This window comes from Mesorhizobium sp. M0518, assembly GCF_040321125.1.
Lineage (GTDB): Bacteria > Pseudomonadota > Alphaproteobacteria > Rhizobiales > Rhizobiaceae > Mesorhizobium.
The window spans coordinates 225678-240739 of sequence record NZ_JAMYQY010000002.1; the positions used below are offsets into that span (position 1 = coordinate 225678).

Sequence of the window (15062 nt, forward strand, 5' to 3'; positions counted from 1 at the left end):
AGCCGTCTCACGGCGACTTTCCCAGCGTCGCGGCATCCGGCAGGCGGTTTTCAGACGGGTGCACCATCATATCGTCGTTGCGCTGCGGCGCGGCGGAGGAGGGCGCGTTGCCGCTCAGTGCGCGTACGAAGGCCGCAAGTTCCCAGATTTGGTCGTCGGGTATCTTCTGGCGGAAGCTCGGCATCCCGTTTGGTCGCCCGTCGCGGATCGTGGCATGGATGCTTTCGATCGAGCTGCCATAGAGCCACTTTTCGTCCATCAGCGCCGGGCCCATGCCGCCACCGCCATTGGCGTGACAGCCCGAGCAGTTGAACCAGCCGAACAGGCGCTTGCCCTCGCTAAGGTGAAAGGCGTTCGCCTCGAAGCTCGCCGCCTTGTTGTCACTGGCGGAAGGCCGCTGGCCGCCGGGCTCAAGCGCGGTCACCGGTGTCGGCTGTTCGCCTGAGCCGAGCGCCGATTGTAGCCGGGTATCGCGCTCCTCACGCTGGCAGGCGACCAGGACCAGCGTCAAGGGCAGCAACATCGCCAGAGCCTGCCTCATCGCGCCGGATTCCCGGCCATGTCCAGACGCGGTACGCCGTATTGCGCCAGAACCGCGTCGATCTCGGCCTTGTGTCTGGCAAGCGCGCTATTCACATCGCCACGCAGCGCATCGTCCTCGCGCCGAACACCCATTGAGATGTCGTACATTAGCGGCAGTTGCGGTCCGTCGATGCGAGGCGTGACCGGCGTGATCCGGAGCGACACCTTTTGCCTCTGGGCGAAATAGCCGGCGAGCGGACCCCAGACCACGGCAAGATCGATCTCGCCGTTCGCGACAGCTTCGACGATGCGCGCCGGAGGGTTGGGAGAGGAGTAGTCGCCATAGACGGGGTAGCCGATGAGGTGCCAGACGATGCCGCGGCGGCCAAGCGCCTGGACAGGCGGCGAGTTGGCGCCATCGTCGCCGATGAGCTGAACACCGATACGCAATTCTTGCAACCGCGGGTCGTTGAAGGAGGCCACGTCCGGGCCGTCCTGGCGGGTCACGAAGACATAGGACGAACGGTAGTAAGGCGTGGTCGTGCGCAGCATTTCGAGATTGGCAGGCGTGCCGGGCACGAGATCGCAAAGGCCTGCCTTCAGCGTGTTACGGATGAAGCCACGGCGCTGCGCCCACCAAGTATACGTCAGCTTGGCGCCGAGATCAGTGGCGATAATTTCCGCGATCCTGTTCTCGAAGCCTTGACCGGCCGCGTTGGAAAACGGCATGTTGTTCGGGTCGGCGCACACTCTCAACTCACGTGGATTGGCAATAGCCGGCAAGAGCAACAAGGCGAGCCCGGCCATGCCGATCGCCACCCGTTGGAACGCCTTTCGCGCCGGACGTACGGTCAAGTCCAATCCATCAAGGCAGCCGGAACACATAAAGCGTGCCTCCCGCCGTGGTAGCGTTCTTTAGATCCTTCATCGCGTTGACGAAGCCAAGTGCCGCGGTGGCATCGCGTGGGTCGAGGTCGCCGGAAACGATGGCACCGGCCCAGCCACCGACGCCTGACAGAATTGCGACATATTGGTGCCCATCGGGGCCGCGATAGGTTATCGGCTGGCCGATGATGCCGGACGATGTCTTGAATTGCCAAAGGAGATCGCCAGTCCTGGCGCTGATCGCCTTGAACCAGCCTTCCATGGTGCCGTAAAAGACGACATCGCCGGCAGTGACGACGGTGCCGCTCCACACCGGAAAGTTCTCCTTCAGGACCCAGGCCGGCTTGGCGGCGGCAACATCCCAAGCGGTGAAGGCACCACGATTGCCGCCCGGCCCGGGGATCATGCGTACGTTCATGCCGACATAGGGCGTGCCTGCGATGTAGTTTACCTCGACGCCTTCTTCGTCCATGCAGAGATTGTTGTGGGGGATGTAGAGCAGGCCGGTCCTCGGCGAAAAGGCCGATGGTTGCCAGTCCTTGAGGCCCGACGCTGTCGGGCAAATGTCTCGCACCACCTTGCCGGTGCCGGTTCTCTTGTCGGGGTTTGCAATCAGGCGGCCGGTCTTCAGGTCGACGCCCTTGCTGGAATTGACCGGGCCATAGGCTGTGGCCGACAGCACCTCGCCAGTGGTCCGATCGAGGATATAGAGGTAGCCGTTGCGTTCCGGTCGGACGAGGACCTTGCGCGGCTTGCCTTGCCAGGTCACGTCCAGAAGGATCTGCTCGTTGATCCCGTCATAGTCATGGAGGTCATGCGGGCTCCACTGATAGAACCACTTCGCCGCTCCGGTATCGGGATCACGCGCGAAAATACCGGACGTCCATTTGTTGTCGCCGGGCCGCAAATCCGGATTCCACGGTCCTGGATTGCCTGTGCCGTGGAAGATCAAGTTCAAGTCCGGATCGTAGGAGATCCAGCCCCACATATTGCCGCCGCCGATCTTCCAGGCTTCCGGCGGCCATGTCGTCACGCCAAGGTCTGTGCCCTTGTCCATGTCATAGTGGGGCTTGAAGTCCGGGCCGATCAGCACATCCTTGTCGGGTCCAGTGCCATAAGCCGTCCAGACAACATGCCCGTTTCCGGCATCCAGCGCCTTCACCCAGCCGCGGACGCCCATTTCGCCGCCGGAATTGCCGACCAGAACTTTTCCCTTCACCACCAGCGGCGCCATGGTGATTGTCTCGCCGATGTTGATGTTGCCGATATGAGCGTTCCAGATCGGCTTGCCCGTACCGGCATCGAGCGCGATCGTGTGGCCGTCCAGCGTGTTGAAGAAGATACGCCCGTCGGCGAAGGCCGCGCCGCGGTTGACGACATCGCAACAGGCCACCCCTTGTGCCGCCGGCTCGGGGTTGGGCTCGTACTTCCACTTCATCGGCGCGCCGGGCCTGGAAAGGTCGAGCGCGTAGACGATGTTGGGAAAGGGCGTGACGATGTACATGATGTTGCCGACAACCAGCGGCGCTGCTTCCTGACCCTTGTTCACGCCGGTCGAGAAGGTGAAGGCGACCTGCAGGTGCTTGACGTTGCCTTCGTTGATCTCGGTCAGGTCGCTGAAGCGGGTCGACGCGTAGTTCTTGGCCGGCATTGTCCATTGCCCGTCATCGGGTGGCGCGGCGGCGGCGGGCGGCGCAATAGCCGCCGCCGATGGCGGCCCCGAGGCACCGCTCAGGAATGGGCCGCATGCCAGCAGCATCACCGAGAGTATGCAGGTGCGAAAAGAATTCCAGATCGCCAATGCGCGGGCGCCTTGTCCTGCGTCAACGCGCGCTGGTGCCGGGTGCAGCATGCCTTTCATTTGTGGATCGAGCCTCCCACGCCGGCGCCGAGCTCCGCCGCGATGTCAGCCTCGGTGCCGGCACAAAGCGGATGACCCCAGCCCGAGGCGCTTTTGCCGCCGGGATCGAGATCGTAGACGATGGCGTCCTTGCGATTGGGATTGACCCCGGCGGGAACCTTGTCGAAGCCGAGCGCCGCGCGAACACGCCAGGCGACATTGTGATCGGCGCATGAGGAATCTCCGGAAACCCCGATCCCTCCGACGATGCTCTTGCCGTCATAGAGGGCAAGTCCGCCGCCAAACACAACGACGCCTCCAATCGGCTTGCCGACGAGGGGATCGCTGGCGCTTCCGAACGTTATGGGATCGCCCGCATAGGCCGCGGCCTGGTTGACCGGATTGGTCTCCTGCAAGCCGAAAAGCGGCCCGCCCGGCTGCGCCCCCGCGTAGAGATTGGCCGTCGATAGGGCCATCTGCGCCAGGCTGAGTCCATTGGCCGTGTTGGCCTTCTCTGCCGCGACGAGGCGACTGCCTGGCCATTGCGAATCGGCGGTGGGACCGCTGAAAGCGATCGCGCATACGGCGCCGTCGCGGGCGACGATAGCGGCCCATTCGTTGGTCTCAAAGCCACCGTTGGCAGGTCCGCCGCTTGCTTTCACATTGGCCTTGAGGACAGCGAGCAGCTTATCGTGGTCGGCCGGGCAGGGCGCCTGTGCCATGGCTTGGCCCTGTGGGAACAGGCCACCCGTCAACAACACCAGACCAAAGGCTGATAGCAAAAGCTGACAGCGATACATTGTCCTGCCCATTCGTTCGAGCATCAAAGAATCCCGGAGCACTCTGGCAGACTGGAAATGCGAGAATGAAGCCGTGATCCAATGCCGTCGGTATTTAACTTGGGCGATGCAGCTATGTTCCTGCTTCTGCAAAAAATTGCGCAGCCCCCTCGTACGCCGATGCAAGTTGCCGTCTGTCCGTGTCGCCGGCGGAATATCCGCGGCGAGATTGTGCTGCCTGCTGTGATACAAACAACACCCCGCAGGAAGGAAAAACGTGACAAAAACAGTTGGTTGATGGGCGAACTGATCCCAACCAACGGTACCACCGGCTTTCCTCATAAAGCATTGGATTTAGTGGAAATGATCGCCCCTCCGTTGCAGGAAGCGGTCGGGATCATGCTGCCCAGAGAGGTCAGGGATCACGGAAGGCGTGTGGTTCTCCGTATACCAGCCGTGACGGAGGAGAACGAACGGCAGACCCGGGTCCGCAACGCAGCTTGACCTTTTGCAACGCTGCGCTGAAGCGCTTGAGGGGTTTTGAGCTATGGCGTTCCGGATGGGTGTCGCATCGGCCCGAACTGCGAGGTCGATCCTGGCTGCGTAAATTAAACTCGTTGACGATGTCCGCTTCTGGCTGTTGGGACGCTTGGTCTTATCGTCCAACTGGGGATCGTATGGAGAACGGCAGCTATCTCAAATGCCTGCCGAGACCTGACAGTCGGTTACAGCCCGTTGCCGCCGGACTGCTTGCGCCCGCTTTTGGTCAGGCGAAATGCGTCAAAAGATGTTCGATGACGCGCTGTGTAGCATCGATGTCTGCCATGCTCAGCCCTCGGCGATGATCGCTAGTGCCTTTGCAAAGCTAGCATCAAGGGAGGTCAGCGCCTCAATCGCTCCGTCATATACGCTGTCGAGTGTCGCTCCCCAGCCGTCTGCTGCGCCACGAGTATCGATGCCAAAGCGGGCGAGCGCCTCCTCGATGCCGGCGTCGATGCGCCCAGCCAATTTTACGCCAGATTCGTTCCAACTTTGTGCGGCGTCTCAGTTGGGCGAACGCCGATAGATACTCGTTTGACAGGAAGAACAATGACCGTTCTCACTTGGTCACGAGCGTCTGTTGGTAGAAGGATCGTTGACAGAGGCGCTCTGGGGCCATAGCGTATTGGTATAACAGGTATGCCAATGATCGGAGTTCTGATCAAGCCGCGGAAGCTTTCGGACGAGGTTGCAGCGCACCTTGAGCGGATGATCCGCGAGGGAGAGCTGGCCGAAGCCGACCGGCTCCCATCCGAACGGGAACTCATGCGGCAGTTTGGGGTCGGGCGCCCTTCAATCCGCGAAGCCCTGCTGCATCTGAGCAAGATGGGCCTTGTCGAGGTGAAATCCGGCGAGCGCGCCCGCGTCACTCGGCCAACGCCCCAATTCGTGATCGACGCCCTCTCGGGGCCGGCGCGTCACATGATTTCGGCCCCCGGCGGGGTTCATGACTTCCAGAGCGCGCGTTTGTTTTTCGAAGTCGGTCTTGCCCGCAACGCCGCCATCAATGCCACCCCAGAAGATATTGAAAGTCTCAAAGAGGCGCTTGAAATCAACCGACAGTCGATCGGGGACCTGACGCGCTTCGAGCGCACCGACGTGGACTTCCACTACGTGCTGGCGGTGATCACCCGCAATCGAATCTTCACAGCTATCCACGCGGCGTTGGCCGAATGGCTGCTCGAACAGCGGCGCACGACTTTGGCCAAAGGTGAAGACCGCAAGGCCTATGAGGCTCATCGCGAAATCTTTGATGCCGTCGCCGCGCGCGATCCAGACGCCTCCGAAGCGGCTATGCGCAGGCATCTGGAATATGTGTCCAGGCGCTATCTGGAAATTGCAGGTGCCAAGTGATGAGGGGCTTCGTGGTCTGGGTCGATTTCCGCCTCAAGCCGGGTGCCCGGGGCAGATTCCGCGAACTTGTGGACGCCAATGCAACCGCGTCGATGCGCAGCGAGGCCGGCTGCCGCCGCTTTGACGTGACGGAGGCGCGCGGCGAACCGGACCGGGTCCTGCTCTATGAGATTTACGATAGCGAGGCCGCATTCGAGGAGCACTGCCGCACCGCTCACTTCGACGAATTCAATACGCAGAGCGCGCCGCTCGTCGTGACCAAGTTGGTGATGACCTGCGACCTCGTTCTTGAGGCCACGCATTGACGAGAACTAGGCGGATTGGCCCTTTTGGGCGAACGGGAGGAAGTGCATGTCAGAGCCAAGTCTCAGGGCGTTAACTTCTCACAGGCGGGTCAAACTTGGTACGCTCGTCGCCGAGTTCGCGACGCCGGGTATAGGTCACATCCTGAAGTCCGCTGGCTGTGACTTCGTCTTTTTCGATATGGAGCATTCGGGCTTCAGCCTGGAAACGGTGAAGAGTGCGATCCGCTATTTCGAAGCGGCCGACCTGCCGGTTATGGTGCGTGTGCCATCGCAGGACTACCATTTCCTTGCCCGCGCCATGGACATGGGGGCCGAAGGCCTGATCGCCCCGATGGTGAGTACCGTCGAGCAGGCGCAGCACATCATCAATTCCATGAAATATCACCCTGCCGGCGTCCGCGGCGTGGCGCTGCAGATCGCTCATGACCGCTACCGTCCGGGCTCGGTCGCTGATAAATTCTCAGCCGCCAACAAGCGCTCGACATTCATCTGCCTGATCGAGACCGCCGACGGCGTCAAGAACATTGACGGCATCGCGGGACTGGACGGGGTCGATTGTCTGTGGGTCGGACATTTCGACCTGTCCGTCTCGCTCGGCATTCCTGGCGACTTCGCCCACCCCACTTTCTCTGCTGCAATGGCCAAAATCGTTGCCGCCGCCAAGAAGCACAACAAATCGCTTGGACGCTTGGTTCCCAACGTCGCGCAGGGACACGACTTCTACGCACAAGGCTTTGATTTTATTTGTTATTCAGGCGACGTTTGGATTCTGCACGACGCGATCGCCGACGCGGTTTCCAAGATCCGCGCCGGGTGCGAATAGGAGCGGAGGAGACGATGGACAGCGTAAAATTCAGGGTGGCGCTTTCCGGTGATTTCCGCAAGCCGGACGGCTCGCCGACCTACCCAGATTTCGATCTGGTGCCACTGCGCAATGCGACGGGCGTCGAGATGGTGTTCCTGGAGTCAAACAGTCCGCTTCGCGCCGACCAACTTGAGGATTTCGATGCGCTGATCCTCCTCGCCCATCGCTTCGATGCCACGAGTGTCCCCAGGAGCGGACGCCTGGCCGTCGTTGCCCGCTTCGGGGTCGGCTACGACACTGTCGACGTTGAGGCCTGCACCGCAGCCGGCATTGCCTTGGTCATCACGCCCGATGGCGTGCGACGCCCCGTCGCCGTATCCGTCATCACCTTCATGCTGGCACTGACCGGCAAACTGCTGACAAAGGACGCGCTCACCCGCAAAGGGTCTGTTGGTTTCGAGAAGCGCTCCGATCACATGGGGGTCGGCCTCGTCGGGCGTTCGCTTGGGTCACTGGGCATCGGCAACATCGGTGCCGAGGTCTTCCGCTTGGCGAAGCCCTTTGACATGCAATTCATTGCCCATGACCCGTTTGCCGACAAGAGGGTTGCTGCCGACCTGGGCGTCGAGCTGGTCGGGCTGGAGGATCTGTTTCGCCGCGCCGACGTGCTGTCGGTCAGTTGCCCCCTGTCGCCTCAGACCCACCACATAGTCAACGCTGAGCGGATCGCCCTGATGAAGCCGACAGCTTACCTGATCAACACCGCGCGCGGCCCGATCGTCGACCAGAAAGCGCTGACGCAAGCGCTGCAGGAGCGCCGCATCGCCGGCGCCGGTCTCGACGTGCTGGAACAAGAGCCTCCCGACGCAGACGATGCGATCCTCAAACTCGACAATGTGATCCTGGCGCCGCACGCACTTTGCTGGACCGACCAGTGCTTTGCCGGCAACGGTGCCGCCGACGTCAAAGCGGTAATGGAGGTGCAGCGCGGTCGGGAGCCGCGCGGCGTGGTCAATCGCGAGGTTCTTTCGAGCGAGCTGTGGAAGACCAGGCTGTCGGGGCTCGCCGCCCGCTTCGGAACCTAGGAGGACACTGATTTTTGGGCGCGCCGCCGCGGCCCCTTTGCGGCGACCTTACGGGAGGAAATGCTTGACCGCAGCGCCGGCGGACGAGTGAAGCAAATGGAAATGGGAGGACCAAGCACTATGAACGATCGTGAAAAACGTGACTTTCAGGCAGGTCTCGAAGCAGAGGTCGACGCCTTCATGAGCGGCGAAACCACCCGCCGAACTTTCATCACCCGCTTCGGTCAGATGACCGGCATGTTGGCCGTGTCCGGCCCGATGCTGGGGATGATGACGGATTGGGCGATGGCGCAGCAAACATTGGAATTGGCGGACGCCACGTCGCCGCTCGGCCAGGCGCAGGCCGCAGCCCTAAAAGCATCGAAGGAAGGGCCGGCGGACGGTTCCGCCTTTCGCGCGGCGGAGGCGGCCAAGGCGCATTCGGGCGTCACCCTCAACATGACCTACGAGGCTGGCCTGCAGGCACTCGATCCGCGCAATTTCAGTGGGCCGATGTGGGAGCAGCTTACCGGGATGAAGTCGAATGTCGTCGAACTGTCGAACCCTGACCAGTACTCCAAGGCAGTCGCCGAGCACATCGCCGGCTCGGGTGCCTATGACGTTCTCGACATCTCGCCGGCCTGGACACCGTCGCTTGCCGATGGCGGCGTCATTGCCCCTCTAGACGACTACATCGCCAAATACATGAACCCGGCAGACCTCGAGGACTATCATCCCCTGTACAAGGCGCTGCCGACCTACAAGGGAAAGATCTGGGGGTTCTTCGACGACGGCGACATGTTCGCTCTCTACTACCGCAAGGACATCTTCGAGGATCCGAAAATGGTGGAGGCTTACCAGGCGAAGTTCAACGCCAAGCTTGGACCGCCGAAGACCTGGGAAGAATATGCCCAGATCGCCCAGTTCATTACCGACCAGATGGCGCCAAAGGTTTATGGCGCGGGACATTTCCGCAAGGCGGGCAGCCCTGGCAATCAGTTCGACTTTCTGCAGCAGTACCGCGCCAACGGCGGAAAACTGTTCGGAGACGACATGAAGGCCGGCTTGGTGTCGGATGCCGGCGTCAAGACGCTGACAAACATGCTCGCCGCAAACAAGGCCTCGATCCCCGGCAACAACGAGCTCGACGCCGTTTCCTTGTGGGCGGCTTTCCTGACCGGCAAAGTCGCGATGATCTATTCCTGGCCTCCTAGCGGCCGTATGGCGGCGAACTATTCGCAGTCCGCCACGGCAATCAACTTCATTCCGCAGTCGCAGATCGCTGGCAAGGTCGGCTATGCCGTCGTTCCGGGAAATCCGGAACATGCGACCGGCTACAACAAGGCACTGTCCGCGGATTCGCCCAACCCAGAGGCGGCATATCTGTTCATGCAATGGGTATGCTCGCCACCCGTCTCGCTGGCACGTTGCATGCTGCCCTATGCGCTACGCGACCCATACCGCATCTCGCACTTCAAGTCCGAGCTCTACGGCGCGCTCTTCCCCAGTGCCAAGGAGTACCTTGCCAACCTCAACAACTCGGCAAATGTCGGTCTGCTCGATCCGATCATGCCAGGCGCGCAGGACTACTTCTTGAGCATCGACCGCATGTGCACCGCGGTGTGGGCTGGGGCGGATGCGAAGGCGTCGCTTGAAACGGCCGCCGCCGAGTGGAACGAGACGACCGACCGACTGGGTGTGGATTCGCAGAAAGGCTTCTACACCGAGTTCTTGAAACTGCCTGGCGCCACTGCCGACAACACGGTGGAAAAACTTGGCATGGCGGTCACCCTCTGAGGGGAGGCATGCTGTCTGGAGCAATTGGTGTTGCGGGCGCTTGGCTCGCAACACCTCCCCGCTAAGCGGCGATTTTTGGATACGCCTATGCAGCCCACCGCCACGATCCGTCGCTTGAAGGCCGCCGGCGCACCGCCCCGGCTGTCTGCCTTTGCCCAATGGGCAGACCGTCACTTCAAGTGGCTGCTGGTGGCGCCCGCGGTGCTGCTGATATTGGCGCTCTCGATCTATCCGCTTCTGTTCTCGCTGGTGGTATCTTTCATCAACTACGACTTCCAGGTGCCGGGCCACGCCTTTGTCGGATTGAAGAACTTTGAGCGGGTCGTGTTCGATCCAGTAGCACGTTGGTCGCTGTTGCTGACAGCATGGCTGTCGGGCATCAGCGTCGCTATCGAATTCGTGCTCGGTCTCCTGGTGGCGCTGACAATGGTGCGCAGCTTTCCGGGCCGCGGTGTGATCATGTCGATCCTGATCGTGCCGCTGTTCATCAGCCCGGTCATCGTCGGCCAGGCCTGGACGCTGCTTTTACAGCGGCCTTTCGGACCGACCAACTATATCCTGACGCAACTATTGGGGCAGGAGGTTACGATAGGATGGATGACGGAGCGCCCGTGGCTCTATATCTCGCTGATCATCGCCGATGTCTGGCAGTGGACGCCGTTCATGTTCGTCATCCTGCTCGCTGGGCTGACCGCAATCCCACCCAATCTCTATGAGGCGGCAGAACTTGACGGCGTCAACGCCTGGCAGGCTTTTTGGGCGATCACGCTCCCGCATCTCGGGCCGATGATGCTGCTGGCCCTGACCTTCCGTCTGCTCGACGCAATCCGTATGTTCGATACCATTTTCATCATGACAGGCGGTGGCCCGGGAACACAAACTTACACGGCCTCCTATTATCTCTATACCGTCGGCTTCACGCAGTTTCATCTATCGCAAGCAACAGCAGGAAGTTGGCTGTTCCTGATCTTTACGGCGCTCATCGTGACGTTGCTGGTGCGTCGGCTCTTGAAGGTAGAACCGGTCTAATGGCCGCCGTCGCGCCCGCCCGCCGCAGGAAACGCCGGTCGTTGCCGATCGGCCGAATTCTGCTGCTGGGGTTCTTCCTGGTGTTTGTGCTGTGGCCGCTCTACTGGATGTTCAACACCTCCATCAAGCCCAGCGACGACTACCTCACCGTACCGCCTGTCTGGTTCCCTGCCGCACCGACGCTTGTCCACTACGAAGCTGCGCTGTTCACCTATCGCGGTCTCGACGGGCTTATCAACAGCCTGATTATTTCGCTTTCGGCGACGGTGCTTTCGGCACTGATCGGCACGCTGATGGCTTATAGTCTGGCGCGCTACAACACGGGCGGCCGGCATCTGTCCTTCTGGGTCCTGTCGCAGCGCTTCCTGCCACCGATAGGCATCGTCCTGCCGGTATTCCTTATCTATCGTGGCGTCGGGCTGTACGACACCCATATCGGGCTGATCCTAGCTTACACGGTCTTCACGCTACCGGTGTCGGTTTGGATGATGTTTGCCTATTTCCGCGGCATGCCGAAGTCGATGGAGGAGGCGGCCCTCGTCGATGGCTGCACGAGATGGGAGGCGTTCTGGCGCGTTGCCGTGCCGCTCGCAGCACCAGGCATCGTCGCGGCGGCTGTCTTCGCCTTCATTGCCTGCTGGACGGAGTTCTTCTTCGCTCTGATTTTGACCAGCCGAACTGCCTTTACGCTGCCAACGGTCTTCCGAGCCTTCATCGGCTTCCAGGGCGCACAATATGGTGAAGCCGCAGCCCTTGCCATTGTCTCCCTTGTGCCATCGATCGCCCTTGGAGTGCTTGCTCAACGACATCTCGTGCGCGGGCTGACGCTCGGCGCCGTTCGCGGATAGGAAGGGAAGGCATGGCCGAAGTCAGAATCACCGGCTTGCACAAGCGCTACGGCGCCTTCCATGCGGTGCGCGGCATTGACCTCCACATCCCCGACGGCGAGTTCACTGTCCTGGTTGGACCCTCCGGATGCGGCAAGAGCACTCTGCTGAGGACCATCGCAGGACTGGAGGAGAGCTCACAAGGCACGATCGAGATTGGCGGCGAAGTGGTCAATGATTTCCGGCCGCGCGATCGCGACGTGGCAATGGTGTTTCAAGATTATGCGCTCTATCCGCATATGAGCGTGGCCAAGAACATTGGCTTCGGCCTCAAGGCTCGCAAGATGCCGAAGCCAGAGGTCGAGGTGCGCGTGGCCGAGGCGGCACGCATGCTTGGCATCACTCCCTTGCTGGGGCGTTTTCCGCGTCAGCTGTCCGGTGGCCAGCGTCAGCGCGTCGCCATCGGCCGCGCCATAGTCCGCAACCCCCTCATCTTTTTGTTCGACGAGCCACTGTCCAATCTCGACGCACAGCTTCGCGACGAAATGCGCGGCGAAATCAAACGCCTTCACCAGGACATTGCCACAACGATGATCTACGTCACCCATGACCAGATCGAAGCGATGACGTTGGCTGACCGCATCGTGCTGATGCGCGACGGGTTGATAGAGCAGCAGGGCGCGCCACTCGAGTTGTTCGAGCACCCGGCCTCAACCTTCGTCGCTGGGTTTCTGGGTTCGCCGCGGATGAGCTTCCTGCCAGGCAACCTTGCCTTGGACGGAAGCGCCGCCGCCATCCGGCTCGCGGACGCGCTGCTGCCCTTAGCGCCGGGCAGGGGGCTGAAGGGCGTCGCAGACGGACAGCAGGTGCTGCTCGGGTTGAGGCCAGAACATCTCACTCGGGCGCACACTGCCACACCGGAGCAGGGCACGTTTCGCTATGAGGCAACGATCGACCTGCTGCAGCCGACCGGCTCGCGCAGCTACGCGACATTCCGACTGGCTGGCGCGCCGGTGATGGCTGAGCTGCAGGCGCACGACGTCAGCCGTCCGGGCGAGAAGCTTGCGATCGACATCAACATGAACCGGGCCTCGATCTTCGACGCCACGACGGAGCGGGCAATTTGACCTCGACAGCTTCCCTGGCAGTCCGCTTATGTGGCACCGAACAGCACGAGGCACCGCTGCGCACACTGCGCGCCGGATCCTTGTCGGTCGCGTTCGACAATGGGGCGTTGCGCTACATCCGCATCGGGACGATCGAGATCTTGCGCGGAATCTCGTTTCTTGTACGGGACGAAAACTGGGGAACATGTACCCCCGTTCTCGATGATCTGCGGATCGACGAGAGGCCGGATGCGTTCGCCATTGAATACCGTGCAACATGTGCCGCAACATCCGGCCGCCTGGTTTACCGGGCACGCGTCTCGGGCAGTAGCGATGGTGCGCTGTCGTTTGTGACAGAAGCAGAGCCTGAGACCGACCTTTTGACCAACCGGACCGGCTTCGTCGTGCTGCATCCCATAGCAGATTTGGCCGGCAAGCCGGTGCGGGTCCTGCATCAAGATGGTCTCGAAAGGCTTTCGCATTTTCCGGACTTTATTGATCCGGAATGTCCGTTCACCGACGTGCGCGCGTTGTCACATGAGATCGCGCCTGGGATCTGGGCCACCTGCACCATGGATGGTGATGCCTTTGAGATGGAGGATCAACGCAATTGGTCTGACGCATCCTATAAAACCTATGTTCGTCCCTTGCGTCGCCCGTGGCCCTACAGACTGCCCAAGGGCCAGAAATTCACCCAGGCCGTCCGGCTGCATATGTCGGGGACGCTTCTTGCGCCGATGTCTGAAAATCCTGACCCGCCGATCAAAGTGACGATTGGCGGACCGGCCGGCCGAGTGCCTCGCATTGGCGTCGGCGTCGCCGCCGACGAGGCCAGGCACGCCCTTGGAAACTCCGATCTAATTCGGCAATTGGCTCCGCAGTGGATAGCCTGCCAGGTCGATCTCCGTCTCGGGCACGGCCACGATGAACTTGAACGGTACGCAGCGCTGACCCGGTTGATTGGTGCAAGCGTCGTGCTGGAGATCATAACCAGGGGAACGCTGGATCCCTTCGGCGAGTTGAAGCCGGTCGCGGATGCTGTCCGTCGCCTCGGCCTCAATCTAGAAGCTATCTGCGTCTTTCCGGCGCAGGACATGAAATCGGTACAGCCGGGAGCAGCATGGCCGGCCATGCCGAGCTTCCAGGAAAGCTACTCGGCAGCGCGCCGGGCTTTCCCGGGTGTACCGGTCGGCGGCGGCATGGCCGCGTACTTCACCGAGCTCAATCGCAAGCGCCCGCCAAGCGAGGCGCTCGACTACGCGACCTTTACCACCTGTCCAAGCGTGCACGCTGCCGACGATGTGTCAGTGATGGAGACGCTTGAGGCCATTCCCCACCTGATCCGCTCTGCCCGTTCCTTCATGGGCGGGTTGCCGCTGCGTGTGGGTCCCAGTCAGCTCGGCTGCCGCGAGAACCCTTACGGTGCCTCCACGGCGCAGAACGAAGCGAATGGTCGCGTCTGCCTATCGCGCATCGATCCTCGTCAGCGCGGGCTGTTCAATGCGGCCTGGATCGTCGGCTATTTCGCCGCATGCGCTCGCGAGGGCATCGAGGCCGTCGTCTTCGGTGACTTCACCGGTCCATTTGGCCAAATCCATAGGAAGGCTGACTTCGTGCAGCCATGGTTTGACCAGCAGGATTCCCGAACGGTCTATCCCGCTTTCCATGTCTTGGCTGGTCTCTCAAAGCTCGGCGGAGCCACCTTGCTGTCCGTAGGAACTTTCGGCGCTGACGGCGTTGTGACGATCGCAGCTGAAAACGATCGGGGCGTGACCCTGTGGGTCGCTAACCTCACCGCCAAGACGCAATCTGTGCGGCTTTCGGATGCGCCGAGCAGCGCCCGTATTGCTCTTCTCGGCGCCGAGCAGTTCGAGCAGGCGGCAACCGATCCCAACTTCATGGAAATTTCCGCAAGACCGCTGGATGACCAATTCATCTCGCTTGACGCCTACGCCGTCGCGCGAGTCGACCTCGATCGGCCGTCTTCGGCCTAGCCCGATCTTCGCTTAGTTGGCCAAAACCCCAACAAAGATGAGGGTGATAGTTCTATGAGGCCCTAAGGCCGCGCTTGGGATCAATCTCGCTTTGACCCCCAACCCCATCGTTGGTCAATTCAAAGGCATAGCGCGCGAAAGCAGCAGATGATTGAGACCTGGTCTGCCGTGCAAAACGTCCGTGAGCCTGGTTTGCCCTGGCTGCGCCGGGCAAGC

Annotated in this window: 15 protein-coding genes; 10 read left to right on the forward strand and 5 right to left on the reverse strand. The window is 61.3% G+C overall.

The genetic code is table 11. From position 1 onward, the window contains the following. Positions 1-7: 7 nt before the first annotated feature. The 4 genes from NKI66_RS04035 to NKI66_RS04050 are packed head-to-tail and all read right to left on the reverse strand — an operon-like array spanning position 8 to position 3969. The gene (locus NKI66_RS04035) at positions 8-541 is read right to left on the reverse strand and encodes a c-type cytochrome (RefSeq protein ID WP_352750990.1); all 534 of its coding nucleotides are present in this window, start codon (positions 539-541) and stop codon (positions 8-10) included. Continuing rightward, positions 538-1407 (reverse strand): substrate-binding domain-containing protein, encoded by an 870-nt coding sequence (locus NKI66_RS04040; protein WP_352750992.1) that lies wholly within the window; start codon positions 1405-1407, stop codon positions 538-540. The genes NKI66_RS04035 and NKI66_RS04040 overlap by 4 nt, the downstream gene beginning before the upstream one ends. Further along, positions 1388-3268 carry a methanol/ethanol family PQQ-dependent dehydrogenase gene (locus NKI66_RS04045; RefSeq protein ID WP_352750994.1) on the reverse strand — a complete coding sequence of 627 codons (1881 nt, stop codon included), beginning with the start codon at positions 3266-3268 and terminating at the stop codon, positions 1388-1390. Before NKI66_RS04045 ends, NKI66_RS04040 begins: the two co-directional genes overlap by 20 nt. Beyond that, a complete protein-coding gene (locus NKI66_RS04050) occupies positions 3265-3969 on the reverse strand; it encodes a heme-binding protein (RefSeq protein ID WP_352750996.1) in 705 nt (234 codons plus the stop codon). Before NKI66_RS04050 ends, NKI66_RS04045 begins: the two co-directional genes overlap by 4 nt. Positions 3970-4161: 192 nt before the next feature. Here NKI66_RS04050 and NKI66_RS04055 point away from each other — a divergent pair, with 192 nt between their 5' ends. Then, the gene (locus tag NKI66_RS04055; protein ID WP_352750998.1) at positions 4162-4530 is read left to right on the forward strand and encodes a hypothetical protein; all 369 of its coding nucleotides are present in this window, start codon (positions 4162-4164) and stop codon (positions 4528-4530) included. Between the two features lie 324 nt (positions 4531-4854). Here NKI66_RS04055 and NKI66_RS04060 read toward each other — a convergent pair whose 3' ends face one another. Continuing rightward, complete coding sequence (locus tag NKI66_RS04060; protein ID WP_128304509.1) at positions 4855-5034, reverse strand: hypothetical protein; 180 nt, start codon at positions 5032-5034, stop codon at positions 4855-4857. Between the two features lie 177 nt (positions 5035-5211). On the opposite strand from NKI66_RS04060, the gene nanR reads away from it, so the two are divergent. The 9 genes from nanR to NKI66_RS04105 all read left to right on the forward strand — a co-directional run bounded on the left by nanR (position 5212) and on the right by NKI66_RS04105 (position 14846). Further along, complete coding sequence (gene nanR, locus NKI66_RS04065) at positions 5212-5919, forward strand: transcriptional regulator NanR (protein WP_023811936.1); 708 nt, start codon at positions 5212-5214, stop codon at positions 5917-5919. Further along, positions 5919-6224, forward strand: coding sequence for a putative quinol monooxygenase (locus tag NKI66_RS04070; RefSeq protein WP_023811937.1), 306 nt, complete (start codon positions 5919-5921; stop codon positions 6222-6224). Before nanR ends, NKI66_RS04070 begins: the two co-directional genes overlap by 1 nt. A 46-nt stretch (positions 6225-6270) precedes the next feature. Next, positions 6271-7047: an HpcH/HpaI aldolase family protein gene (locus NKI66_RS04075; RefSeq protein ID WP_352613355.1), complete on the forward strand. Its 777-nt coding sequence runs from the start codon at positions 6271-6273 to the stop codon at positions 7045-7047. Positions 7048-7061: 14 nt separating this feature from the next. Then, entirely contained in the window at positions 7062-8114 is a 1053-nt protein-coding gene (locus tag NKI66_RS04080; RefSeq protein ID WP_128304507.1) for an NAD(P)-dependent oxidoreductase, read from the forward strand. Positions 8115-8234: 120 nt separating this feature from the next. Beyond that, positions 8235-9890: an extracellular solute-binding protein gene (locus NKI66_RS04085; protein ID WP_127296120.1), complete on the forward strand. Its 1656-nt coding sequence runs from the start codon at positions 8235-8237 to the stop codon at positions 9888-9890. A gap of 27 nt (positions 9891-9917) precedes the next feature. Next, on the forward strand, positions 9918-10919 hold the full coding sequence (locus tag NKI66_RS04090; RefSeq protein WP_245273236.1) for a carbohydrate ABC transporter permease: 1002 nt from the start codon (positions 9918-9920) through the stop codon (positions 10917-10919). After that, on the forward strand, positions 10919-11767 hold the full coding sequence (locus NKI66_RS04095) for a carbohydrate ABC transporter permease (RefSeq protein WP_031213481.1): 849 nt from the start codon (positions 10919-10921) through the stop codon (positions 11765-11767). Before NKI66_RS04090 ends, NKI66_RS04095 begins: the two co-directional genes overlap by 1 nt. Before the next feature lie 11 nt (positions 11768-11778). Continuing rightward, positions 11779-12873 (forward strand): ABC transporter ATP-binding protein, encoded by a 1095-nt coding sequence (locus NKI66_RS04100; RefSeq protein ID WP_023811943.1) that lies wholly within the window; start codon positions 11779-11781, stop codon positions 12871-12873. Further along, positions 12870-14846, forward strand: coding sequence for a D-apionate lactonase family protein (locus NKI66_RS04105; protein ID WP_352630691.1), 1977 nt, complete (start codon positions 12870-12872; stop codon positions 14844-14846). Before NKI66_RS04100 ends, NKI66_RS04105 begins: the two co-directional genes overlap by 4 nt. The last annotated feature ends 216 nt before the right edge of the window (positions 14847-15062 follow it).